The sequence below is a fragment of the Pseudoalteromonas gelatinilytica genome (assembly GCF_001641615.1).
Classification (GTDB): Bacteria; Pseudomonadota; Gammaproteobacteria; order Enterobacterales; family Alteromonadaceae; genus Pseudoalteromonas; species Pseudoalteromonas gelatinilytica.
The window spans coordinates 270,966-297,404 of record NZ_LRRU01000019.1 but is presented as its reverse complement, the minus strand read 5'-3'; the positions used below and the strand labels follow the sequence as shown (position 1 = coordinate 297,404).

General features: G+C 43.1%; 19 protein-coding genes. 7 read left to right on the top strand and 12 right to left on the bottom strand.

From position 1 onward, the window contains the following. Positions 1-37 precede the first annotated feature (37 nt). Positions 38-358 carry a hypothetical protein gene (locus NH153_RS11705; RefSeq protein ID WP_063704012.1) on the top strand — a complete coding sequence of 107 codons (321 nt, stop codon included), beginning with the start codon at positions 38-40 and terminating at the stop codon, positions 356-358. 298 nt (positions 359-656) lie between these two features. On the opposite strand, the gene NH153_RS11700 is transcribed toward NH153_RS11705, so the two are convergent. From NH153_RS11700 to NH153_RS11690, 3 genes are all read right to left on the bottom strand, one after another. Then, complete coding sequence (locus NH153_RS11700; RefSeq protein ID WP_063704010.1) at positions 657-3,200, bottom strand: TonB-dependent receptor plug domain-containing protein; 2,544 nt, start codon at positions 3,198-3,200, stop codon at positions 657-659. Positions 3,201-3,516: 316 nt separating this feature from the next. Further along, positions 3,517-4,167: a UPF0149 family protein gene (locus NH153_RS11695; RefSeq protein WP_063704008.1), complete on the bottom strand. Its 651-nt coding sequence runs from the start codon at positions 4,165-4,167 to the stop codon at positions 3,517-3,519. Positions 4,168-4,249: 82 nt separating this feature from the next. After that, entirely contained in the window at positions 4,250-5,224 is a 975-nt protein-coding gene (locus NH153_RS11690; protein ID WP_082874044.1) for a sensor histidine kinase, read from the bottom strand. An 80-nt stretch (positions 5,225-5,304) separates the two neighbouring features. Between NH153_RS11690 and nosR the strand changes: the two genes are divergently transcribed. Together nosR and hemH are read left to right on the top strand one after the other, a co-directional pair. Beyond that, positions 5,305-6,612 carry a response regulator c-di-GMP phosphodiesterase, NosR family gene (gene nosR, locus NH153_RS11685; RefSeq protein WP_063704006.1) on the top strand — a complete coding sequence of 436 codons (1,308 nt, stop codon included), beginning with the start codon at positions 5,305-5,307 and terminating at the stop codon, positions 6,610-6,612. 78 nt (positions 6,613-6,690) lie between these two features. Then, a complete protein-coding gene (gene hemH, locus NH153_RS11680; protein WP_063704003.1) occupies positions 6,691-7,713 on the top strand; it encodes a ferrochelatase in 1,023 nt (340 codons plus the stop codon). 44 nt (positions 7,714-7,757) lie between these two features. Here the strand turns inward: hemH and NH153_RS11675 are convergent, their stop codons facing one another. Beyond that, entirely contained in the window at positions 7,758-8,906 is a 1,149-nt protein-coding gene (locus tag NH153_RS11675) for a benzoate/H(+) symporter BenE family transporter (RefSeq protein ID WP_063704001.1), read from the bottom strand. Positions 8,907-9,048: 142 nt separating this feature from the next. Continuing rightward, positions 9,049-9,996 (bottom strand): ATP-grasp domain-containing protein, encoded by a 948-nt coding sequence (locus tag NH153_RS11670; protein WP_063703998.1) that lies wholly within the window; start codon positions 9,994-9,996, stop codon positions 9,049-9,051. A 195-nt stretch (positions 9,997-10,191) separates the two neighbouring features. Here NH153_RS11670 and NH153_RS11665 point away from each other — a divergent pair, with 195 nt between their 5' ends. After that, on the top strand, positions 10,192-10,728 hold the full coding sequence (locus NH153_RS11665; protein WP_063703995.1) for a protease inhibitor BamI-like protein: 537 nt from the start codon (positions 10,192-10,194) through the stop codon (positions 10,726-10,728). A 594-nt stretch (positions 10,729-11,322) separates the two neighbouring features. Here the strand turns inward: NH153_RS11665 and NH153_RS11660 are convergent. From NH153_RS11660 to NH153_RS11645, 4 genes are read right to left on the bottom strand one after another with little or no spacing between them, the layout of a single operon-like run. Then, complete coding sequence (locus tag NH153_RS11660) at positions 11,323-12,516, bottom strand: alkaline phosphatase family protein (protein WP_063703993.1); 1,194 nt, start codon at positions 12,514-12,516, stop codon at positions 11,323-11,325. A 12-nt stretch (positions 12,517-12,528) separates the two neighbouring features. After that, positions 12,529-14,286: a hypothetical protein gene (locus NH153_RS11655; RefSeq protein ID WP_063703990.1), complete on the bottom strand. Its 1,758-nt coding sequence runs from the start codon at positions 14,284-14,286 to the stop codon at positions 12,529-12,531. Between the two features lie 17 nt (positions 14,287-14,303). Then, positions 14,304-16,619: a PEGA domain-containing protein gene (locus NH153_RS11650; RefSeq protein WP_063703988.1), complete on the bottom strand. Its 2,316-nt coding sequence runs from the start codon at positions 16,617-16,619 to the stop codon at positions 14,304-14,306. Positions 16,620-16,629: 10 nt separating this feature from the next. Further along, positions 16,630-18,042 (bottom strand): glycerophosphodiester phosphodiesterase, encoded by a 1,413-nt coding sequence (locus tag NH153_RS11645; protein WP_063703986.1) that lies wholly within the window; start codon positions 18,040-18,042, stop codon positions 16,630-16,632. A gap of 218 nt (positions 18,043-18,260) precedes the next feature. On the opposite strand from NH153_RS11645, the gene dgt reads away from it, so the two are divergent. Continuing rightward, positions 18,261-19,718 (top strand): dGTPase, encoded by a 1,458-nt coding sequence (gene dgt, locus NH153_RS11640; RefSeq protein ID WP_054563229.1) that lies wholly within the window; start codon positions 18,261-18,263, stop codon positions 19,716-19,718. 187 nt (positions 19,719-19,905) lie between these two features. Continuing rightward, positions 19,906-22,080, top strand: a complete 2,175-nt coding sequence (locus tag NH153_RS11635) for a hypothetical protein (RefSeq protein ID WP_167350240.1) — start codon at positions 19,906-19,908, stop codon at positions 22,078-22,080. A gap of 662 nt (positions 22,081-22,742) precedes the next feature. Here the strand turns inward: NH153_RS11635 and NH153_RS11630 are convergent. The 3 genes from NH153_RS11630 to NH153_RS11620 form a co-directional block, all read right to left on the bottom strand. Further along, on the bottom strand, positions 22,743-23,435 hold the full coding sequence (locus NH153_RS11630; RefSeq protein ID WP_156503628.1) for a hypothetical protein: 693 nt from the start codon (positions 23,433-23,435) through the stop codon (positions 22,743-22,745). Positions 23,436-23,513: 78 nt separating this feature from the next. Continuing rightward, positions 23,514-24,824 carry a BamA/TamA family outer membrane protein gene (locus tag NH153_RS11625; protein ID WP_156503627.1) on the bottom strand — a complete coding sequence of 437 codons (1,311 nt, stop codon included), beginning with the start codon at positions 24,822-24,824 and terminating at the stop codon, positions 23,514-23,516. A gap of 75 nt (positions 24,825-24,899) precedes the next feature. Continuing rightward, on the bottom strand, positions 24,900-25,808 hold the full coding sequence (locus NH153_RS11620; protein ID WP_062565916.1) for a LysR substrate-binding domain-containing protein: 909 nt from the start codon (positions 25,806-25,808) through the stop codon (positions 24,900-24,902). A gap of 113 nt (positions 25,809-25,921) precedes the next feature. On the opposite strand from NH153_RS11620, the gene NH153_RS11615 reads away from it, so the two are divergent. After that, entirely contained in the window at positions 25,922-26,227 is a 306-nt protein-coding gene (locus NH153_RS11615; RefSeq protein ID WP_063703979.1) for a hypothetical protein, read from the top strand. Positions 26,228-26,439 lie beyond the last annotated feature (212 nt).

Here is a 26,439-nt window from a genome sequence, read left to right as displayed (position 1 = left end):
ATAAGGTATTAAATAATGTAATAAGGAGTATTACAGTATGGAAACGCTTAATAAAAAGGAAAAGCTGCTATCTATTTTGTTCGGATTGGCAGCAACTATTAATTTAACTGTCGGTATTTATTTGCTTGTATTACAAGGCCTAGACTGGTTTGAGTTCATTAGTTGTCTAGCAATTTCACTTATAATTTTAGCGGGTAGCTTAAACCCAAAGCTATTCTTTAAACCGGTAAAAAAATTATTTTCACCAAACTTCACTTTAGAGCCAATAATAAACTCGACTATCTACTACACAATTATAATTACAAGTTTGATTTTATTATTTGGGAGCATCCTACTAGAAAAATTTTGGAGTGCTTAAATGCAGATGAAAACTCAAAAAAGCGAAATAAAACGCGATATAAAATCGCTGCTACAGACTCGCATCTCATGTCTCGTTTCTCGTATCTCGTATCTCGTATCTCGCATCCCATGTCTCGCATCTCGTGTCTCGCACCTCGAAACTCGCTAACTTTCCCCTTTACTCTCGCTAACTTTCCCCTTTCAACTCTCTAATTAAAGACAGCTGTCATTAATTAGAGCGACAAATGTCGGATACTACAATTAAGCAAAAAAATAGCGCCGTTAGGCGCTATTTAAGTTTCATATCAACTTAGGAATTAAAAACTAAAACTTAGTTTTGCGTAGTAGGTCATACCATCAAAACCATAAGGTAGCGCACGAACAGGGTATTTGAATGCTTTATTCGTAATAAAATCAAGCGCTTCATCTTCGCCTAGCTCGTCTGGCGTTACATCAAAGATATTATCAATACCCGCCGATAGCATGAGTTCGTCAGTTAGCTGATAGCCCACGTTAACATCCACTAATACTGCTGACTCTACCGTGCTTGTGTCTTTAAACTCACCGGTAGGTGATAACTCATCAGGCAAGCCAATGTGGTCATTACCAAAGTACTTAACGTCTGTTTCACCATAGTAGTTAAAGCGTAGCATGCTGTTGAAATCGCCACGATCGTATTCAAACGTTAGTGTTGCACGCTCACCTGGTTGACCGTCTGTTAAGAAACTACGCTGTAAATCATCAAGGGCGATTGACTCAGGAACACCTTCTGGCGCATTCACATCATCAATTTCAGTTTCGTTAATGTTACCCGCAAAGGTTGCTGAGAAATTACCGTCGTACAAATCGGTGCGGTACGAAGCAATAATATCAACCCCTTTGGTGGTTGAATCAACTGAGTTTGAGAAGTAGTTAGCTTGCTGTGCTCCTGTTGCATTAAGCGCGGCCACGGCCTCGGCACTAAATGAAACATCGTCCGCCGACATTAAGCTACCAAGTGTAATTCTGTCTTTAATAGCAACATGGTAAAAATCAACGGTTAGCGATAAATCGCTAGTTACGTTGTAAACAAAGCCTGCACTTAAGTTTTCTGAGCTTTCAAGGCCAAGGCTATCGACGCCAAGTGCTGATGGAAAATCAGAGCCCGCTGTTGCTGTGAATGATTGCAATAACACGCCACCAGCACCTAAGTTTGTGGTGTAGGCTGTATAGGCACTTTGTTGCAGTGATGGTGCTCTAAAGCCAGAAGAAATCGCACCACGCACGGCAAAGTCATCGGTAATTTCATAGCGCGTTGCTAGCTTACCAATGATGTCATCACCTGCATCAGAGAAGTCTTCATAACGAAGCGCTGTACTTACTTGCCATGCGTCCGTGATCAGCGTTTCGGCATTTACATAAAATGCATAGCTGTGACGGCTCTCTTTGTTTGACGCTTCAGGGCGTAAACCGTTATAAGCTTGGAAACCACACTCAGCGAATACGCTGCTGTCGTTTACCGCAGGGTATGAGGTATCTGAATTAGCTAAACCACATGCATAAGAGGCTTCTTCGCCCGGCACGATTTCATAATTTTCTTTACGGTACTCAGCACCCACAGATACGTATAATGGCTCGCTGCGACCAATATCTACAATACCATTAAGGTCTGCATTAACGGTTGTTTGATCAAATCTAAAGCCACCTGAGTATCCGCCTGAAGGGCCCGCATTAGCAGCAATATCAGCATCACTTGCATCTGGGTTATTCGCCACATATTCAGCAGCATACGACGCATTTAGAGTATTTTTTGAAGTGAAATCATAGCTATTTTCACCATATACGGCAGATACGTCATAGCTCCAATCTGGAGTTAACTCACCGCGCAGACCAAGTGAAAACGAAATATCTTCGGCTTCGTTATCGATACGAGGTAAAAAGCCATCGCCATATACTTGCACCACGTTCTTCGCTGCTTGGTCAAAGTTACGGTAAAAACCATTACCAAGCGCAGTACGGTTTGAGTATCCGCCAAATGAGTAAAGTTCGGTCTCACCAAATGGTAACGCCATGTTATAGAACACAGAGGTAAATTCGCTATCAGCATTACCCTGTCCCCAACGAACTTCGTCAGACAGCGTACCGGCTGGTACATCAACTGAGCCACCAGTATCACGCTCTGCGCGGTTGGTGCCATCAGCATCACGATATTCTAAAGAAAAGTTAATGAAGCCGCCTTCATCACCTAAATCAAAGCCACGGTTTAAACCCATTGAAATAGTGTCACCATCGCCTTCACCTGTGCTACCTGCTTGCACATAGCCCGTTGTAACACCCGTTGAATCGTTTAACGATAAGTTGATAACACCGGCTATCGCATCAGAACCATATTGCGCAGCAGCACCATCACGAAGTACTTCAACGCCTTTTAAAGCGGTAAGCGGAATCGCGTTCATATCGGTACCTGCAGCTCCGGCACCTACAGTACCATTTAAGCCAAAAATAGATTGGTTGTGACGGCGTTTACCATTGATAAGTACTAATGTTTGGTCTGGCTGTAAACCACGTAGAGTCGCAGGTCTAAATAAGTCAGAGCCATCTGACACTTGCGTACGAGAAAAGTTAAATGAAGGAGCCGTCGCTTGCAGACTTTGGCCCAGTTCAGTGAAACCACCTTTGTTTAAGTCGTCAGCATCAATCAAATCAACCGGCGATGTTGATTCGGTAGCCGTACGATTGGCAACTCGTGAGCCTAATACAGAGATTTGTTCGATGTTTTTATCTGCTTTAGCAGCAGATGCTTGCTCTGCTGCCTGCACTGAAGTCGCAGAAACAGCCACACTAACCGCAACGGCCAGCATACTTAAAGAATGTGTTGTCATGTGTATCCTGTTGATATTCAGGCTTTCCTTAAAACAAAAAGACGCCCCTTTTGGAGAAATTAAGAAAAGCACTAAGCACGTGTTGTTGATTTTAGAAATCACGATTTTTGAAAGTTAACTCAAGCCTGCGAGTTAACTCTTGCAAAACATCCTATCAACAAATACACAAAATGAAAGAAAAATCAGGTACGACTTAGGTATAAATTTTTCCATTTGTAGTATTAATGGAATTTTTACGGTTGGAATTATTCGTTTTTCAGTAGAAACAAGCAAAATAATGCAACTATCAGCTTATCTCTACTGAGGAGGAAAATGTTTACTGATCTTGCTCAAGCATCGCCAGCTTTTCATCTTCAAGCATTAACGCCATAGTGGCAATCTCAGATAAGCTCTCGTCTAGCGCATTAAAGAAGGTAACAAACCCTTCGCCTAGTTTTTCTGGTTCAGGATGATTTGCCAGCGCCTGATCCCACATTGCAAACGTGATTAGTAAATCGAGTGTTGCTTCAAAATTATCAATAAACAACTGACCATCTTCGCTTTCGTTTTCTTGCTGATCATCAGCCTTGAGTAAAAATTGTAAATCGCTGTGCCAAATATCTTGGTTCACGATATACGCCGCAATGTAACCGCTACAAAAGTCTTGCAATGCTTGACTTGGCTCATTGCTGTTAACTTCATTTGGGTATAATTCGGCTAAGATTTTCTTTTGTTCAACTTGTGCTTCGGTTACGTTATCGAGCAGTTCAATCATTGCATCGCGCGGCTCTGATTCAGTCATTAAGGTGTTGAATACCGCTTCATCATTATCGGCTATATAATTTGCTAACTCTGACTCACCAAAAAACTCTGAGCAGGCTAACAAACCAGACATATAGCCAATCACTTGATCTAAACTAACTTGATTAGTTTCGCTTTGACTAGCGAGGTAATTTTTAAATACATCCGAACTTTGTTGGTTAAGCATATTGAGCCTTTACATGTTGTTTTGGTAAGGGTGTATTCCTACCCTAGCGAATTCACAAATTTTTGCAACAACTGAAATGCTGTCAGCTAGTTACAGTTTTTCTGACCTGACTTTGTACCGGGAACACGCAGCTAATTCGTGTGCCCATTCCTTCTGTACTTTGAATATCAATCCGACCTTGGTGCTCATGCACTATGGCATACACCATGGTCATGCCCATACCGGTGCCTTCTCCCACGGGTTTAGTGGTGTAAAAGGGATCGTATATTTTTGCAATGGTTTCTTCTGACATACCGGCGCCATTGTCTTCAACATCGATATAAATATGCTGTTCAAGCTCATACACAGCAACAGATATTTCAGCTTTTGCGCTTAAATTATCACAAGCTTGTTTGGCATTAATTAAGATATTAACGATTACTTGGCTTATGGCGGGTAAGTTACACCAACTTTGTGATATCGGGCTGTATTGGGTATGTAAATGGCAATTACGAAGTTGATTGGCAAGTAGTTTAACGGCGCTTTTTACTGCCTCGGTCATATCGGCAAATTGCTTGTCGTGACTTTTAGGCCGCGAAAAATCCAGTAAATTAGCCACAATTTTGCTTATCCTTTGTAGCCCTTGCGACGTGTCGCTTATTAATTCAGGTAAATCATCAGCCACAAAGCGAAACGAGTGCACTTTATTAAGCTCTGTTAACTGCCTACAAAACGCAGCCTTATTGGTATCACTACAGGCAAATTCATCACATACAGCAAGTAATTCGCTAAAGTAATTACAGTAGGTTTTTAAACAATCCACATTACTGATGCTATAAGCAAGCGGGTTATTTATTTCATGGGCAACCCCAGCGCAAAGTGTGCCTAACGTGGCCATTTTTTCGGCTTGAATGAACATAGCTTGATGATGCTCTAAGTCAGCAATTTTTTGTTCAAGCTCACTGTTTAATGCCACTAGAATACGGCTTTTATCAGCGAGCAATTGTTCAGCTTCTTCTCTGGCCGCTTTTTCTAACAAATAGGCTTGCTTAAAGTCATCCATTTTCGTCTCAAACATTGTTTGTCTCTTTTAAAACCTAGCACAAGGCTTGATTTAAGGCTATGTTATTGATTAACGATGATTCACTCTAAAACTGTATGGCAGAACAAGTTAGCAAACAACATATTCAGGTTTTATGCATCGATGATGACGAAATCGTGCTGCGCACATTGTTACGCTTATTAGCAGCGAACAACATCACGGCAAAAGCCTGCTCAGATCCACTCGAAGGGCTAAAAGTTTTGGCCACTTTTAGCTTCGATGTGATCATTTGCGACATGCGAATGCCAAACATGGATGGCGCCGACTTCTTTGCGCAAGCACTTAATATTGACCCAGAACCACACCGAATTTTGCTAACCGGTTACTCAGATATCGACAACACCATTGCAGCGGTCAATAAAGGTAAAATTCATGCCTATATTCAAAAGCCTTGGCAGAACGAGTTGCTGCTGCGCAACATTAGTGATGGCATAGAAAAAACCTCATTAAAGCGCCAAAACAAGCAGTTAGAGCAAAAAATAAAAGCGCAAAACAGCCAGTTAAAAGAGCTAAACAACAACCTTGAGCAAATGGTAGAAAAGCGCACTCTACAAATTCGAAAAGTGCTCAAACAACTTGAAGAAGTCAACGAGCGTGAAAAACACGAACACCGTGCCACGTTCGAAATTTTATATAACTTTATTAATGCCAACCCTTACCTGGATGGTATGCAAGCGCAAAACATCGCCGCTACCAGCAAGCAAATTGCAGAACAACTTGGCTTAGACAAACAACATATCGATATGGCTGAAATGGCAGGTTACCTTGCACAAATTGGCTTGCTCGCCATGGAGCCTGAGCTGTATAAAAAACCAACCAGGGAACTCACAGAAAATCAAAAAAAGATTTTTTACACCCACCCAAGTACCGCTCAGCTGATGCTCATGCCAGCGACCCATTTACATGATGTCTCTGAGGCTATTTATTACCAGTTTGAACACTACAATGGCTCAGGCACGCCGAAGGGCTTAAAGGGCAAAGAAATACCAATTACGGCGATGATTTTAGCGGTAGCCCGCGATTTCTGGCAGGCAATTGCGCACATCACAGTGCAAGATAACAGCCGTTACGAAAGCGCACTTGATCAGTTACGGCTATACAGCGGCACTCACTATCACCCAAAAATTTTAGAAGTATTAGATAGCATTAAAATAAGCTGTGCCAGCGATCAAAAAGTCGGCACCATGAAAATTATCACGGCTCAAGATCTTAAAAACGGCATGGTACTTGGGCACGCACTAAGAAGCTACGACGGTATTTTGCTATTACCAAAAGGCCATGTGTTTGGCGCAAAATCAATTGCAAAACTGCAGCAACTTGAAGCAAGAAAACCGAATCCTTTCAGGATCATGATCAAAAATTAGCGAATAAAGTGATCACATAATCAGCTTACTTCGTTACAATGTGATTTATATTACGATTACTTCATATAGGAGCACTCAGTGTCGCGATTTTCCGCCATTACCGATAAGCCTCATGACGGCCGATTCAACAAAAAAACGGGCATTTTACTGACTAACTTAGGGAGCCCAGACGCCCCTACTACCGCGGCACTTAGAACTTATTTACGCGAGTTTTTATCAGACCCTCGAATTGTCGAGATCCCACGTTTTATTTGGATGATCATCCTTTATTGCTTTGTACTTACGTTACGCCCAAAACGCTCAGCAGCACTTTATAAAAGCATCTGGACTGAAAACGGCTCTCCACTTACGCATATTACCCGAGAGCAAAGCAAAAAATTGGCAGCCCTTCTAAAAGACAAAGGACACCATGACACTGAAGTGGTTATGGCCATGCGCTACGGTAATCCTTCGATTGAAGCAGGCCTTGAAGAGCTGCGCGAAAAAGGCATCACTCGCGTGATTGTGCTGCCAATGTACCCGCAATATTCAAGCACCACGATTGGTTCAACGTTCGATGCGGTATCGAATGTTCTTCGTAAGTGGCGCTGGGTGCCAGAGCTGCACTTTATTAATGGCTATCACGACAACCCGACATACATTGATGCCCTAGCTGCTAGCATTAGCGAAGATCTAAATGCCCATGGCATGCCGCAAAAGTTGGTGTTTTCGTACCATGGTACACCCAAATTGTTTTTAGATAACGGCGATCCATACTATTGTTTTTGTATGCAAACCACCCGTTTAGTGGCAGAGAAACTTGGCTTTGAGAAAGACTTTGCTGTAACAACCTTCCAAAGCCGTTTTGGTAAAGCTGAATGGTTGAAGCCATACACAGATGCGACCCTTGAAAGCTACCCTGCTGAAGGAATTAAAGACGTTGCAATTCTAAGCCCTGCATTTAGTGCCGACTGTTTAGAAACGTTAGAAGAACTCGAAGGCGAAAACCGCGAAAACTTTGAACATGCTGGCGGTGAAAAGTACCGTTACATTCCTGCATTGAATACCCGCGATGACCATATCAATGCGATGTTTGAAGTGATAAAACCATTACTTAAATAACGAAAGGCCCTAGTTAGGGCCTTTTTTAATATTGAAGCGTGTCATTAATCCTTACGTGTCATAACCAAAGTCACCGTGCCAGCAACAATCCCCCAAAACGCAGAACCGACCGAGAATAAGGTTAGGTTAGAGGCTGTGACCAAAAAGGTCACGATCGCAGCTTCGGTATAATACGCCTCAGTTAATGCTTGTTGTAAGCTACTCGCAATGGTGGCAAAGAGCGCAATGCCTGCCAACGCCAAAATCAATGCCTGTGGCAAACTTGCGACCAAGCCAACTAGCGTTGCCGCGAGGAGTGCCATAATAATGTAAAACACGCCACCAGCAATGCTTGCCCAATAACGTTTGCTTGGATCTTTATCAGCCTCAGGGCTCATACAAATGGCAGCGGTGATAGCCGCTAGGTTAATGGCATAGCCACCAAAAGGCGCAATAAACACATTTAGTAGCCCGGTTACATTTAGCGCTGCAGACACCGGAGCTTTGTAGTGATGCGCTTTTAAAACAGCAATACCCGGTAAGTTTTGCGACGTCATGGTGACAATAAACAGCGGCAAACCAACACTTATCATGGCGTTTAAGTCAAACTCAGGCGCAATGTAAGCAAACTCGCTCATTTTCCACTGCCAGCTAGAGGTATCAATCTGCCCAGTCACACCAGCCATTAAAAAGCCTGCAACAACCACTGCAAGCATAGCAAAGCGAGGAAAATAGCGCTTTCCACATAAATAAACAGCCACCATTAAACCAATGACTAAAGGTAGCTCATTCATAAAGTTGAACACATCAATACCAAAATTCACCAGCACGCCTGCAAGCATGGCACAAGCCAATTGGCTTGGGATCTTGTTCATCATTTTTTCGAACACGCCGGTAATACCAGACAAAAACACCAGCGCCGCAGAGAACATAAACGCGCCAACAGCTTGGTTTAAGCTATACCCTTGGGCACTTGAAATAAGCAGTGCCGCTCCAGTTGTTGACCACGCGATAAGAATGGGAACTTTGTAATAATAAGACAACGCAATTGAGCTAACGCCCATCGCAAGACCAAGCATTAACACCCAGCTGGCAACTAAATCAGGTGTGCCACCTAACACCATAACAACCTGATAAATAAGCGCGATTGAACTGGTAAAGCCAATAATAACGGCCACTAACCCCGCAGTTGCTCGACTGATGAGCTGACTCATGTACACACACTCCTTGGCAATTAAAAATCTACCATATCCTATGATTTGCCAGATGGCACTGTACACTTTTGTAGTATTTTAAGATTTATTTACTATACAGATGACACAAAAAAGGCGTGTTATAAACACGCCTTTGTAAAGTTTAAACAGCCTCTAAACAAGGCTCCTCGGCCACTTCTGGCTTATCAAAAATGCCTAAACGAATGCGAATGAAGTGTAAAATTTCTTTAGCGACATCAATACCCAACGCACCTTCTAAGCCTTCAAAGCCTGGGCTTGAGTTTGCTTCACAAATTTTAAAGTGCTGCTCATCAAACAATAAATCAATGCCAGCCACATCAAGGTTAAGTACGTTTGCAGTTTGGGTTGCAAGCCATTCGATTTCTGGCGTGATAGGAAATGACTTACCTGTGCCACCTGCACTGACGTTGGCTTTAAAGTTTTTACCCTGTGAGTTACGCTCCATACATGCAACAGCACGGCCACCGATAGTAAGTACTCGCAAATCACGTCCATGACTCGACTTAACAAACTGCTGTAAAATGATGTTTGCTTGTGGGTTTGCCGCCTCTATCAGCTGCATTAAGTCATCAAACTCTTCTTTTGATTTTGATAAGAACACGCCACTGCCCTGCGAGCCCGATAACGTTTTAATAACCACAGGAAAGCCAATCTGCTTTTCAACCAAATCAATATTCACCGGAAACTTAACCAACATGGTATTCGGCGTTGGTAAATTACATTCAGCTAGAATTTGCTGTGCAAACAGTTTGTCTTTCACTGTTTCGATTGATTGCGAGCTATTAACACAGTAAACGCCTAAACGCTCAAGGTGGCGAATAATCGCCAGCGCAAAATAGGTTGTACTTGCACCCATGCGAGGAATAACAAAGTCTGGTAGCTCAACAGATTGGCCATCAATTAAAATACTTTTACCGTCTTCACGGGTAATAGTGAGATCAAATTGATCAGGCGAATAAACTTGTAAATCTATGCCCTCTTCTTTGGCTGCAGCAAGTAAGCGCTCAACTTCATAGGTTTCTTGCTTTAACAAGCCTTGGCTATCTTTATAAATGATCCACCCGCGCATAGTCGGTACCTCTAGTCTTGGAGTTTCGGTGACAAAAAAACGCGGATTATGCTCAGCATTCAGAGCTGAGTAAAACAAATTAATTTTATCGTGACGATGACAAAAACCACTACTTAGAGATTAACTATTGACCGAGTTGTTAACTTGAGGTAAAAACCAACAATGAGTTAACATAAAACCCCGTAAGAGAAACGTGTGAACAGGACGCTTGCATTAATCTTCATTCTGCCACTTACAGCATTTGCACTGAATGAATGGCACATTCAAAGTGATGGTTTTAAAACAAAACCCAGCACACAGCAGTTTGTTGCCTCTTACAAAGCAGAAGCCGACCAAATAGCCCCACAACCCATTGTGAACTTAACTGCGCCGCTTAATCAGTTATCTAACCGCGCCCACGATTATCTATATAAACAAGGTCGATTGCCTGACCAATTAGCAAACACCGCATTCAGCGAATTTGATTTAGACACCCTAAAAACCCTACAACCCGGCGATCACTTTATTTTAGTGATCGATGAATACCTCAGTTATACCGTCGAAATTAGTAACATTATCGAAGCCAGCAATGGCGATAGAAGTGTATTTGGCAAGGTCAATGATCATGCTAAAGCAGGCCATCAAGCCGTGATGACCCTCACAGAAAACACCCTACAAGGCCAATTTGACGCCGGTAAGCAAAGCTACAAGTTTCAAAGCCATGGTGAGTACGGGTGGGTAACGAAGTTGTAGGTGAGGAGGTACGAGTTGCTAGCTACGAGTTGCTAGTTTCAAGGGGAAAGGGGAAAGTTAGCGAGTTTCGAGATACGAGGAACGAGATGCGAGATACGAGTTTCGAGTCTGTAGCAGTGATTTTACATCGCGTCCTAGAGTCTGAATCCTAGCACCAATTGTTTCCCCGTAGGACTGGCTTTAGCCGGGAATGGTTTGAGTAAGTGACGAGATACGAGGTGCGAGATAGGAGTCTGTAGCAGCCATTTTACATCGCGTCCTAGCGCCTAGTACCTAGCGCCCAGCTCCTAGAACCGAATGTCTTAATTCGTAGGCGTGAAACTTGTTTCGCGCGTCTGATAGCTGATTGCTCTCATTTATGTTTGATTCGGCACTAAAGTACCTCCTACAAGAGCTCCTACAAGGCTTAAATCGCTGAGAAGAACACACGACCTAATCAACCCCACTGTTCGACTGACATCTAATATCTGACCTCTAACGACTAAAAGCCAGCGATTTTACATCGCGTCCTAGCGCCTAGAACCTAGTGCCTAGCGCCTTTCCCCTTTCCCCTAGCAACTTTCCCCTAGAAACTTTCCCCTCACTAACTCACACCTACTCCTCAATCGCGGGCCACAAACTTTCACCGTCGCTGTCGATTGGGCTTAAAATCTCAAGGCCTAGAATTTTGGCGATCAGCGGGTACACATCTAAATTACTTACTTCGTCTAAACGCAGGCCTTGTTTAAAGGCGGGGCCGGTGGCGATAAAGGTTGCGGCCATATCTTCGCTATAAGCGTAACCATGAGTGCCTAAATAACCGGCCATTTTGCTGTCGGTAAACACTCGAGGGGCGTCGGTTTGTAAAATAATATCGCCAACGCGTGGGCCTTTATCGTAGTGATAATCACGCTTTTGCTGCTCGCTTAGCACGATATAACGACCATCAGCAGCATTAGCGAGCTTTTTACTGAATCCGCTGATGTCTGCTTTGCTATCTGGTTTTGCATAATATAAAACCCGAGGACCGGTGTTTTGCACCATGAAGTTTTCATCTTGCGGCAAGCTATCAATTTTAATGCTAAGGCTTGGATCAACAGAAGCCATACCGTGATCAGACACAATCACTAAGTTAATGTTTTCATCAAGCGCTTTTAAACGGCTCGATAAATCAGCCATTAAACTATCGAGCTTTTGCACTGCGTCATACGTCTCTTTGGCATCAGGGCCAAACTCGTGCCCCATGCTATCAACCAGCGAAAAGTAGCTAACCACTAAACGCGGGCGCTGCGCTTTTGGTAAGCTCAACCACTGAATAATTTGATCAACACGCTTTTGGTAGTCGCTGTGTTTTGAATAATGATAAAAGTAATCAGGCAGCATGCCATTAAAGCGCGCATCTGATTCAGGCCAAAAATAAGTGGCGGCTTTTAAGCCTTGCATTTGTGCAAGGTTCCAAAGCGGAATGCCATTCACCCAAGTGCTATCGTCTTTCCCTTTACCCATTTTGTAGCAGTCGTTACGCTCAGTATCACAAAAGCGGTTCTCGACAATGCCATGATTAACAGGCAATAAGCCGGTAATAATCGACAAATGATTCGGGAAGGTTTTGGTCGGATAAACAGGGCGCATTTTGTTTGCTCTCACGCCCTGTTCACTGATTGCTTTTAAGTGCTTTGCATGGTGTTTTTCAATGTAATCCCAGCGAAAGCCATCTATCGAAATAAGCACGACCGATTGCTCTTGCCCCGCTTTTACTAGGGAGCTGAACGCTAATAAACCCGCTAAAACTAATTGCCAAATACGCATGCGAAACCCTTTTTAGTTCAATTTGTTAATTTGCTCAGAAACTTTATCAAACTGTTTTGAAAATTTTGTGATCATGCTTTCTAGCTTTTTCACACTACGTTTTAAACGTGAGCCGTTTATTTGGCTATAAATAAAGCCCCAAACGCCTGTAACCACACTTAACACAATAAACACAGCAACGGGTAGGCCATCTAAGTGTTCAACCACTTGCGGGTAATTATTGAGTAAATCAATGCCAGCATCTGGCACAAGTGTATTTACTAATGGGTAAAAATCTTGGGCATCAAAGTACCACGCTAGCCCTACTGACGTAAGACCAAGCAATACCATACGGTTAAAACCATGCACCATGCCAAAGTTTCTGACAGAAGAATTGTTGTACTTAATGTCTTTACTCACATTAACCGCATACTCACGGTAATACTTGGAGTAACGCTTGGTATCAACACTGCTGAAGGCGTAATACACCCAATCACCAATATCGACAGAGCCTAGTAAATCTTCACCCGCTTTAAAAATAAATGGCTCACCCGATGCGGTTTCGAGCATGATTTCACCTTTTAAAGTGGTGCTACGATTACGATAAACCTCAACGCGCTCTTTTACATCGCTACCAACATACATGCCACCTCGATAGGTGGTTGTGGTTTCTGTGGTGGTCACGGTTTGGCGGGTTTCATTAGCATGTGCGCTTTGCTCTTTTTCTAATACTTTGCCAAGCACTGCACGGTGATGAATAGTGCCTTTTTCGTTACGTGCCCAAACATTTTTATGCACATAATCGTTTTCATAAGCAAGGCTATACTCATCCATAATGGCATGCTCAAGCTGGGCAATACTGGTTGGTTTTGTTATGCTTGGCTCTAACGCTTTTTGAATGCTAATGGCTTGCTCATCATCTTTTGCAAGTGATTGTTCTTTTTCAGCAATCGCTTCAACGTGTTGCTTAGCGCCACAGCAATAACAATGCGCAGCATCTTGGCTAATACGCTGCTGGCAAGAGATACAAATAACATCTGACTTACTCGGCGTTCTTGCCAGCATGTTATAACCCAATTGATTTAGGGTGGTCGATAGCATCACATCTGTTGCTGCTAAAATCGCATCATACTTTGCTTCTTGTTTGGCTTTAGCTTTTTTATGGTAGTTGTGCTCTGCCATAAATACCCCTATTGCCACAGGCAATGACGCAAGTAGCGCAGGCAAAAACTCAAGCTTTGCAGCAAACAACATGATTAAGAATGTAATAACACTTAGCACCAGCCACAGTATGGTTCCGCCAGTGTAGTTTCGGCTAATGGTTTTGTCCCAGCTGCGATATTGTTGGTCAGCAAAATGCACAATCACAACTGGCATAAAGCGGTCATTTTTAACTACCCGCCTAGCATTGCCATCAGCAATGCGATAATTAAGCGTTAACGGTGTTTCTTGAAATGCGGTGATCACATTACCCTTTTGTAGGTTCGCAATCACATCTTTTTCTGCATCAACACTAAATTCATGAATAATGCCGTCTTTGTCTTCAACTTCTAACCACCAATAACCATATAGCATGTTGTCGTTATTGGTTTTATAGCGGCGCTTATAGTAATACATTGATTTCACAACGCCTGTGATCGTACTCGCTTGTGGCGCATAGTTTTTTACATCAACCAGCAAGTCAGGGCTGAGTTCTTCAACCGTGTGCATTTGTCTTTTTTGCTCAAGAGCTTCTCCACAATCACAACAGTGAAGATCGGTGGCATACACCGTAGTTTGGCAATGTTGCATTTTCATTCCTTGCTTAATTAATTGCTTAAATCAATGGTTAATGTTTGTTCGCCAGCATCTACTTGGTGCCAACGTCGATACGTTTTATACCCAGGCGCCGACACTTGAATATCATAAGCGCCAGTTTTTAATGTCATGCCGGGGCGATATTTAGGGCCGATATTCATAATGCGAATAGTGGCGTTCGCCGGGTTTGTAGTAATGGTAAGTTTAGTTTTTTGCTCAACCAGATATTGTCTACGCTGTTGTTGCTCTTCAGTTAAGTTGGCATCGCCGTGGCGCAAAATATCAACCTTAGCTAAAGCATGACTCATTGGGCTAAAGCTCTCGTAAATATGTAGCTTTTCTTCAAACGCTAACCCCAAAGGATGCAACAGAGGCTGCGCATGCAAGGTCCAACGAATCGCATAACTAAATACCGGATTGCTTGACTCATCGACCTTGTCTAAAAAGTAGTTAACAGGGCTTTGGTCGTCTTCGGTAAAGGTGTTATGCACAAACATTACTGGCACTACCAAAATCAGCGCGGGCATAATTAGCTTTTGCAAAGCAGATACACCAGTCGTTGGCTGCTTTTCTTGCTTAGGTTTAATCAATTGCCACAGTTTTAACGGCAGTTTGCTAAAGGTTAAGCAAATCAAAAACAGTGACAACGACATCGAAATAGGCGGAATAATCACCGAACGCAATGCTTGTTTACCGTATTCGGCATACTCGCCACCATCAGCAAATTTACCTTCTGAGCTATTGAGCATGGCAAGGTATTTGTCGGTGCGTTTTGCAATGTTTGGATCAAGCACCTTGTCTTTAAAGTTCTTTTTGTTCCAATCAGCGCGAATGTTTTTCACATATAAATCGCCCATTCTATCGGCAATTTTTGCTTGAATTTGCGGGTGTAACTGAAACGCAACCCAGCTTAAGTTTGGCTCTAAACTCATGCCGCGTTTGCGCATTTCGCTTTGCCAATGCGCATTTGCTTCGCTGGTTACTTTTGTAGCTACAGCATTGGCAAATGCTTGGCGTTGATCCACATTCCAGTTGCTATCAAGCTCTAGCCCTTTGCTCGCAAAATGTGCTCTAAGCTTCTTTTGCGTTGTTTCGTGAGCACGAAACGCCATTAAGTTTTCGATTGTAAATGGATAGCCCGTTTCACTCACAAACATCTTATGAAAGTTTGGATGTTGTAAAAAACGCAGCTGATAGTGATCAGGGTCATCGGTGTATTTGTAGCGCTTATCTTTAAAGCCGCCATCGCCACCGGTTGCTAAACTAGCAGCTTGTAGTGCGGTATAAACACCACCAGTGAGCACCCCCATCAAAATCGTGCCAGCAGCATTTTCAGCAACCGAAACATCTTCTTCAATAAGCCAGTAATCAGGCTCAATGTAGCCAATACCCGCTTTTAAAATAGTGCTTCGGTAGTCTGCTGCTTCGCGTTCATAACAACGATTGCGACGGTCTTTTTCACTGCTTTTGTCATAACGCTCACGGCATTTGGCAATGCTGTGGTGGTAATCATAAATCTTCGGGCCATACTTTTGTGCGCGCGCTGACGCTTTTGCAATATGGGCTTTTTGCGCTTGTTGGTATTTGCTCCAGCCACTATTGATCTCTTGTTCAACTTGCTGCCAATAACCTTGCTCGCGCTCACCGATACTTGCCAAAGTGCTGTTGTACTTTTTACTGCCATCAGCATAAGCTTTGTATTTAACCACCAGCTCATCATATAACTGGCTGTAGTTTTTATAATGTTTATCAAAATCTTGATACGCTTTTTTCTGTACAAACGCAGCAATAATCTTTCGCTTATCTTGCTCTAGGTTGTCTGAAAGGGCGGCATCGCTATACAGTAAACCACCAAACAGCGCCAAAAAGGTCAGGTTTTCTGAGCTATGTAATTGCTCAGGGTTGTAATCAAGATCATTCACTTTAATTGAGTTAATCGCCAGTGCATCTCTAAGTGCTGCACTGTAGGTAGCAAACTGGCGCTGCTCTGCGGTTGAAGGCTCAATTAAAGTTTTTTCAATGGCATACTTTTGGCCAAAAAACACCACCGGCCAAACTAAGCACAATAAAGCGATAAACGAGATAATGCCACGGCCTACTTTGGCAACCATGGCTTTAGGTAAAAAGTCAGCTAACAGCAGTGCAACACCTACTCCAGATACAGCTCGGCCATAAATTTCGAGGTGTTCAAGGTCTTCAGCAGAAGGCGTTCCTAAACCGACTAAAGAGACTAACTGGGCATTAAAAATTGCCTCGGGTATTAAATATAAAGTAGCTAAAACAAGTAGCAAACAGCGCCACCAAAACGGCTTTATTAAATCAGTCATAGTCTTGTTCTTATTGTTTTTTACGCAGTTCTAGTTCAACAGCAGGATCTGTTTCTAGGCTAAAATCTTCATCGGCTTGGCGAGTCCCTATTTCTAAATTAGGTGCTGAAGGAGCCGATGTTACTTTGGGAATATAAGTCTGTGCTTGGGTTGACTTAAGTGTGCCGCCCACCGCTGGATAAAGCTGGTTCCCTTTATAAGCATACAGCTCATCAAGGCGTTCTAAATCAAGGTCTGCGGGCATGCTGGCAATTAACTTAGCGTCTGCTTCATCGCTAAAAAACGGCTGCATTTTTGGTAATTCGAATACAGAACAAAAGCCATAAACGGTGTCATCCATGATCACAGAATCAGGGCGAAGTGAGCGTGACTGCGCTAATAAGCTGCGCTCATGGTAGTCGTGGCCGTTAATAGAATAAGTGGCAATCATAATACCGCGCGCTTTAGCGACTGGTTTTAAGCGTGCTGCACTTTGCTTGTAATGACGAATATCAAGCACATAACCAAAATTACGTTTGAGCTGCTTGGCTAATTTATCGAGCTTAACTGGGCTGTCGTAACGTTTTTCACGATGATGGCGATTACCTAGTGCTTGTAGGCTCTCAAGTTCTTCTTTGTTACGCTCGTAAATGGGGTCACTACCCGCACCACGCTTAAGATCGCTTGCTAACTTATTCATCGAGGCTTTTGCCGGTGATTGAATAAATGCCAAGTAAATATCCGGGTTAATGTCACGCATACGGGTCAGGTTGCGCATTTCTAAACTGCTAAAAAAGTAGTTACCGCCGCCAACAAATTCATACGCTAAGTAATCAAGCATTTTTAAATCATTTACTGAGGCATTTGATTTTATTTCTATATTCAATTTTTGATGAGGTTTGCGATAGCGCGCAAACGTGGCAGCAAGCTCTCTGAATGAAGGTGGCATATCATCGGTAAGTAACCCGGTATCTTGGTTACGATGACGTAAATAACCCCACTCTTTTTTATAGCTCATCGACTCAATTTTGCGGCGCTGGTTATCAACGGTGCCAGTTTCTCGACCAGTACGGGCATCATGATGCACAACCCACACATCGTCACGGGTAATTCGCACATCAATTTCAACAACATCAAAGTTGTTGTCGATGGCATCTATCACCGCGTTAAGTGAGTTTTCGGCATAGCGAATTGAGCCGCGGTGGCTTTGCAAATTAAAGTTACTGCATTGCCTTGTCGAAAGGTAATTAATATTGCCGAGTTGGCTTTCATAAAAACCTCTTGCACGCAGTGCATCCTGTTTGGCCTTAATGGCATTTTTTTCGGCCACCGTTAAGGTGTTTTCAGCGCTTGGCTCAGGGGTACTTTTACAAGCAGTTAAACCAATACAACACAGAAGAATACTGGCTAGTAGCCGTGGTTTTTGAGACAAAATTTGCATCATTGCTATACAGCCAAAAGGCTTTCCTTTCTAATTCAAGATAATGAAGAAGTGCGTAAAACTGAATAATATATGAATAAAGGTCTCGATTTAAAGTAATAACTTTAATAAAAATGAATATTTTAATTTAAGATACAAGCTGTTAGATTTAATTTAATAAATGGCAAAATGTTGCTAACAAAACGCAAAAGCCCGATTTTACCGCTTTGTGGGAATATAAAATGATCGATTTTGGTAAAAAAATAACGCCTGCGCGCGAAATGCGCTCTACCAATAATTTACACACTGCGCTTGAAAGTGATCGGGGCCGCATTATTAACAGTGCTGCAATTCGCCGTTTGCAACAAAAAACCCAAGTTTTTCCACTCGAACGTAATGCTGCAGTGCGCTCAAGGCTGACCCACTCGCTTGAAGTACAACAAGTGGGCCGGTTTATTGTGCAAACCATTTTTAATAAGCTTAGTGATGCAAAACAAAAAGAATATGGCCTTGCTGGGCTTGAGCGCCCGCTAGAAAGCCTAGTAGAAATGGCGTGCCTAATGCACGACATAGGCAACCCACCGTTTGGTCACTTTGGCGAAGCAGCCATCAACCAATGGTTTGATAAACACTTAGACGCACTGACTCCTGAGCGCTGTAAAGGCATTGGTATTAGTGTGATCTTTAAACACCTAGCCCAAGACATAAAAAGTTTTGAAGGGAATGCCCAAGGTATTCGCATAATTCATTCATTACTTTCTCTAAACTTAACCTACAGCCAAAGTGCCGGAATTTTAAAATATACACGCCCGGCCAGCATGGCGAAAATAGACAGCCCGCAAGATAAAAACTACTTGATGAAAAAAGTGGGTTATTACTTCAGCGAAAAGCCGTTTATTGAAGCGCTGCAAACTGAACTCGAAATTGAGCAATACTGCCGTCATCCTGCTAGCTACATTATGGAGGCCGCTGACGATATATCGTATTGTTTGGCCGATATTGAAGATGCGGTAGAAAAAGGCATTATTAGTGTTGAGTCGCTTTGCGAAAAGCTAAAAGAGCAATACACCCGCACACTCACAAACCTAACCATAGACGATACCAAACACAGCGACTTTGCCGAAAAAGCCATTGATTATGCGTTAAGTAAAGCGCAAGAGCAGCCGTACAATTTTAACAGCGAATTTTTTATCTACCTGCGCGTGACCTTGCTACACCCATTAGTAAGCTACGCAGCAGAGCGGTTTATTAATAATATTGAAGCCATTTACCACGGTGATTTTAATCAGGCTTTATTAGAAGATCGCAGTCACCTGCACGCCGTTACGCTCACCTTAAAACAAGTGGCATTAAAGCATGTATTTTGCCACAAAGAAGTAGAGCGTTTAGAGCTACAGGGTTACCGTATAATTAGCGGTTTACTTGACTGCTATAAACCTTTACTAGCCCTTGATGCTGATGCTTTTAAACGCGTGTTAAAAGGCGATCAAAACTATTTAATTGAAACTCGTCTGGTTAAAAAACTTTCGAATAAACATTTAAATAGCTACCAAAAAGCCATTGATGCCCTAAAAGCAGAACCGGATCATTTTGCCGCTTACGAGTTCTATTATCGCTGCCGCTTAATTCAAGATTACATAAGCGGAATGACTGACCAATTTGCTTACGACGAATACCGTGCGCTCATGGTAATTGATTAACCACTACGAATACGCTTAATTTGTTAACCAAATGTGGATAAATTACTCGTCTCAGCTTAGAATTAATTAACTGTTAGGTCATCGACTAAACCTTACTGGTCCGGAACTTATGCCAATTATAAAAACAACTTTTCTCTTATTACTCCTAAGCTTAAGCTTTACGAGTAAAGCGCAGTACAACGAAGCCATGTGTATTTTGTTAAAACAGCAAATGCATGAATACCGCTTTAACACCAGCAATAAAAACTATCGCTCAGCTGCCAGAAACTATGAGAAAAACTGCAAAAATCCAACGCCAGTAAACAATGCCGCTGCTTTCGAAAAACTAGAACAACAAACACAAGAAACAGCACCAGTAAATTCAGCCACTGCGGCTAATCCTGCTGTGCACTCTGGCGCAATTCCAGCAGAGCCAGAAGAAGTTATTGCACCTGTTGCTGAGCAAACGTCTGAACTTATCGAACAACCAATGCCGCAAATGGAGCCGGAAGTTCAGCAGCCAGAGCAAACTGAGATGCCTGGGAAAGTTGACAGAATTACGATTTCAGATGCACCAAAACCTCAGGCTGAACCGGCTTCAAGCCCTGCAGTTCAAGAGCAAGTTGTTGAGGTTGAAACCCAAAGTGCTGACGCTGAAATAGCTGTGGCTGAAAAACCAGCAGACCCAGCACCACAAGCAGAACCAGCACCGAAATCTTTGCCAACACCAGCACCTATTCCAGATCCTATACCAGAACCTATTCCGGCAAATAATGATGGCTCTTCAAGTTCATTACTCATGCCAAGCTTAATTGTGTTGTTGGTATTACTTGTTGCAGGCTTAGTGATTGTGCGTATTCGCCAAAGCAAAAAAGCTGACGCAAATTCAGAACTTGAACAAAGTTTATTACAAGCAAAAGCCCTTAAAGCTGCCGCAGAAGCGCAAGCTGCCGCAGAAAAAGAAGCTGATGAACTCAAAGCAGCAACAGCAGCAGTGCTTGCCGAAGAACAAGAGCACCCACATGAAGACAGCTACCCACTCGCCGATGAGACATTTACTGCAACCGAAACAGATAATAATGACGAGCTTTCTGAGCTTATGCATTTTAGTGCTCAGCGTGACAAAGAAGAGCAAGAATCTGAGAGTTCATCTGAACAAGCAGATGAAGAATTTGCTAACGCCCATCAATTTAATGATCTAGAACTTGGTTACGACGAAAAAAATACAATTGACGCTGATGACGACTTCTTAGATGAGCAACGCGGCCTTGAGCAAGAGCTCAAACTAGCAAGCCTTGCTTCATCCTATAGCATCAACGAAGACGCGGAGCCACAAGCCGAAGAGGTTGAGCTAGACGAACCTGAATTAGAAGAACCGAGTTATACCGCTTCTTCATCGTTTGGTTTTGATGAATACACAACGAAAGAGCTCGTTGCTGACGATGAGCCACCAATGACAGAGCCTGAGCCATTTGAGGCTGCTGAAATCGATGAGCTGGAGCAGCCAGAAATTGAAGAGCCAAGCTTTACGAGTTCATCATCATTCGGCTTTGATGAATACGCAACAAAAGAGCCAATCGCTGACGATGAGCCAGTGTTAGCTGAAATCGAAGAACTTGAAAAGCCGGAAATTGATGAGCTGGAGCAGCCAGAAATTGAAGAACCAAGCTTTATGAGTTCGTCATCATTCGGCTTTGATGAATACGCAACTAAAGAGCCTATTGCTGACGATGAGCCTGTTTTAGCTGAAATCGAAGAACTTGAAAAGCCTGAAATCGATGAGCTTGATAAACCTGACATAGATAAACTTGAGAAGCCTGAAATTGAAGAGCTAAGCTTCACGAGTTCGTCATCATTCGGCTTTGATGAATACACAACAAAAGAGCCTATTACTGAGGATGAACCGTATAAAGATGAAGTGCCTGAATATGACTTATCGTCATTGATGAGTGATGATTTATCGTTTGCTGATCATTTCGCTGAAGATAAACAAACAGTCACTGCTCCAAACCCAGCAGAAGAACACGACGACATTAACGATGATGATTTAGCTAAAGCCTTACAAGCACTAGAACAAGAACTACAAGATGAACCAGCTTCCATTAATGTAGAAGAGCCGTCACAGCCAGCGGTAGAAACTGTTGATTTGTCTGACGAACTGAGAAACGACGATAAGCTTGAAGAGATTGATAGCGACGCTGATAAAGAGTCTGAGCAACAAGATGATAAGCCGCATAATCCATTTGCGAACTTATCGCTTGATCCAAGCTGGGATCCAAACTCTGACGAAAAGCCTGTGATAGAAAGCAAAACCAAACAGCCAAAATCACAAGCCTTGATTGACGCAGAAGAGCGCGCCAAACAGTTTAAAACGGATGAGTGATTAAGTTACGAGGTACGAGTTTCGAGGGGAAAGGTGCGAGATTCGAGGTGCGAGTTTGTAGCAGCGATTTTACATCGCGTTTGATTACCTAAATCCCAGCGCCTATGCTTCCCCGCGTAGGACTGGCTTTAGCCGGGAATGGTTTGAGTAAGGTACGAGAAACGAGGTGCGAGTCTGTTGCAGCGATTTTACATCGCGTCCTAGAACCTAAACCCAGCGCCTGTGTTTCCCCGTAGGACTGGCTTTAGCCGGGAATGGTTTGAGTTAGCGAGTTACAAGGGTAAAGAAACGAGGTGCGAGTCTGTAGCAGCGATTTTACATCGCGTCCTAGCGCCTAGCGCCCAAAACTTAGAGCCTAGCCCCTAATGCGTTCACCGTAGGCGTGAAACTTGTTTCGCGGGTCTAAATGAAAAGGTTTATATGGATTATGTTGGGTATCGCTCCGCTCGACCCAACCTACCCTAAAACGAGCAGTTCAAATGCAGAGAAGAACGCACGATCTAACCAACTCCACAGTTCGACTGATATCTAACATCTGACCTCTAACGACTAAAGCAGCGATTTTACATCGCGCCCTAGCGCCTAGAGCCTAGAGCCTAATACCCAGCTCCTAGCTCCTTTCCCCTTTACTCTCGCTAACTTTCCCCTCGCTAACTCAACACTCACTTCACCACTGACCGTGGGCGCATTAACCAATGGAAAATAAATATCAAACCAAAAAACACCGACACGGCTAAAACACACAACACAATAATGTTGGTTGGTAAAAACGAATCGGTGCTGTAGCTGTAGCGCTTTAACTCTTGCTCGGCGGTTAACTTAGCTCGTTCGGCTTTACTAGGTAAAACAAACTCATGAAACGAGTCTGTTGGTTTTGCTTCAGTTCGGGCAAGTTGCGCACTTTTTTGCTGCCATAACATATCAAATTGCTGAAACTGAACTTGCTTATTTTCAAGGCACGATTCAAGGTTTTGCAGCTGCAATGAACGAGCTGTACAACGTGGCGGCATCACATAAAAGCGGTCCCATGCAGCTTGTTTGCTTATGTAGGCTTGCTCTGTTAATGGCTTTGCCAAGCTGTTTTCGAGCTCTGCAATGTCAGGGTTATACAACGACGATTTAAGCTCAGCAATTTGCTCTTCACTAAAACAGGTTTCGGATATACGCGCCGATAAGCTTTGAATGCGCTGTTTATAGGCTTCAATTTTGTCGAGAAGATTGGTTTTACGCAGGGCTATTTGTAGCTCGATACGTTCGGCTTGCATGCTTTGACATGCTTCTGAAGGAGCACTTTGCTGCGCCCAAGCAAAAGCGGGCAACAACAAGGCTGTTGTCATTAAAATCCGTTTAATCATTAATTTACGTCACTGTAAAAGTTAGGGGTACAGATTAGCAGTTTCTAGTAAAACTGCAACAAATCTGCGCCAAATTCACTAAAAAGGCTGATCTATCATTACCCAAAAATTGGCCCCTTCTTTTGAATTAGCAAGCTCTGTTCGAACGACTAATCCCGACATCATAGCTCTTAACGAAACACCATAGTCATAATGGTAGTCTTGCCATAATGTACCCAAGGTTAAATGAGGCGACACACGACCCGCTTCTACAAAGCCAACTAACTGAAACCAATCCAGCTTCAAAAACTTTAACCAATTTACATCTGCTATTGGGTTATATTTAAGGGTATAGCGATATTCGAATGCCCCATAAATAGCGGCTTTGTCATGAAACCGATAAAAGTCATAACCCCGTAAACGCTTAAATCCTCCTAATGTAGCGCCTTCGTTATACGGTGCAGCATCAGAGATAAACTTAGTGCCATCAAGAGTGTGATTTACTTGCCAGCTGGGTGAATAAGCAGCCCAAAAATTAAATGCTAAAATACGCTGATGAGCAAACTCACTTGCCCCTAAAGAAATAAACTTACTGCCATTAAACTGCCACAAATCCCAATCATAAATATCGTCACTCCCTGGCATTGATTGGCTATAGGCAAGATACTGCCTGCTTCCGTAACTTGGGTTAGTTGCAAAATCGGTGTTGTCATAGAGCAGGCCAAATTCCATTGCTGAAATACTGCCATCTTGTGTACCCTCATTAAATTCAAAGCTTTGCGAGCGTCTAAAATAGCGTGCAGTTGCAACCATTACACCCGATTCCAACGGGTTCCACTGTGCCCCACCCGATGGTTCAGAAACCAACAAGCCGTTTTTTAGTTGGTAACGCACCATACCTGTTTGCGATGTTGCGCCAAACGGTAAAGCGTATTCGATGCGAGCATCAAACCAATTAGAGCTACCATCGGCTTCTAAATAAACCTCGTTTGAAGAGTCATTACTACCGGGGAACACGGCGTTGTCAGCAATGGGCACTTTATGGCCTCCGGTATAAGCGCGCTGATCAGGAAAATATGCAGCCATGCCACTGGCACTAAAATACCAGCGTTCTGAATCTAACACCTTATAGTTAAACAGGCCTGCCCACGCGCCTTCGCTCACATCACCTTTAAATGCAGTGGCGCCAACGGTCATTTGTGGTTGATGGTAACCTTTGATCATGCCACCCACACCAAAGTTAAGCCCCATGGTATCGGTGCTAAATAAGTAGGGAAGCACTAAAGACTCGTGCTTTTTATTCGCGCTCTCAACACGCTCAATACTTGCTTTTACACGGGAAATATCAGCATTGGCCGTTAGGCTTGCAGCCACACAAACGCCACAAAAAATAACTTTAAAGTTAAGCATTACTAGCTCCTTTAGTAAGCGACTTAAATAAGCATAGCTGGTGCTTAAAAACTTTAAAATGATTTAACGCAAATGTTACTGATGAAGTTGATAAAATTGCTGATCATCTAAAGCAAACTGAGCAAGCAACCAATCTTTAAACAGCTGCACTTTTTGCCATTTAAAATGTTCGGGCGGCGCAGCAAGGTAGTACTTATATTGGCAGTGATACTCATAGTTTGGATAAATCTCTAGCTGACCAAGTTGCAGTTGAGTTTCGATTAACCGCCGCCTTACCATTGCAATACCTTGCCCTGCTAACGTGGCTTGAATAACCAGTGCAGCGTTATCAATTTCAAGTGCGGGGAGCGCATCTGGGCTTACAGCTAATTGCTGAGCCAAAGTTAACCAACCGCGCTCTGCGTCTGGGCACACATCTTTAATTAGTTTTTGTGCCAGAATCTGCGGTTTAAGGGGTTTATTAACATCAATGGCACCGGGTTTATAAGCCAAAAATAGGCTGTCGTCGCTGATAAGCTCACTGTGCAAACCTGGGTAGTTTCCTTGACCAAACCGAATGCCTAAATCAACTTGCCCCGCTGAAAAGTCGGCAAGTTGATCGCTTGGTTCAATACGCACTTTGATATTGGGGTATTTGTTTTGAAAGTCGCTAATACGGCCCAGTAACCAGCCACTGGCGAACGAAGGCAGCACAGTTAAGTTTAACGTATTCGGGTGGCTATCTTGGCTAACAGCCTGCACACCTGCTTGTAAATGACTAAATCCCTTAAGTACATGGGGTAACAGCTGTTCGCCTTGGCGAGTCAGCTCAACATAACGGGTATGACGAGTAAACAAGCTGCAATCAAGCTGTTGTTCTAACAAGCGAATTTGTTGGCTAACCGCAGCTTGGCTAACAAACAACTGCTCTGCCGCAAGCTTAAAACTACCTAACTCTGCCGCGTGCTTAAAATACCAAAGGCTTTTTAATGGAGGTAACTGCATACGCTTTTATGGTTAATAAAAACTTAAGCATAGGCAATTTTTAATCGTTTGTCAGTAGTGGTGACACGAGTAATACTCATACTGCCAACCGCGACAAGACAAGGACAAACACCATGAAATACTTACTTATTTTATTACTTATAGTTGCCACAAGCTTTAGTTATGCCAACCAACCAGTAATTACTCAGCTTGATACCGATGAAGGCTACCCTTATAAAAACTTAATTAAAAAAGTAGAGCGAGTAGAAATTCGCTATGTAGAAAACAGCCATTCGGTGACCTGCAAAGTCAATGTGCAAACACTGCACAACCAATACATGGGCAAAGAACAAACAGTCTCAGCCAAGCTATTTGCAAAACGCCCAATGGCCGCGTGTTTAACCCGCGAAAAAGCTAAGCAAATCCTGCATATGCTGTAACCATTTCAACCTCGTGAAACTAGGCTACGAATAGCAGTACTTCCCCAGTAGCCTAGTTTTTTTTAGCTGGCGGCTGATCGCTCTTTTATGTTTCATTCGGCACTCAAGTACCTCCTACAATACCTCCTACAAGGTTGTCATTGCACAGAAGAACACTCGACCTTAACAACCCCACAGTTCGACTTTCCCCTAGTACCTAGCCCCTAGAGCCT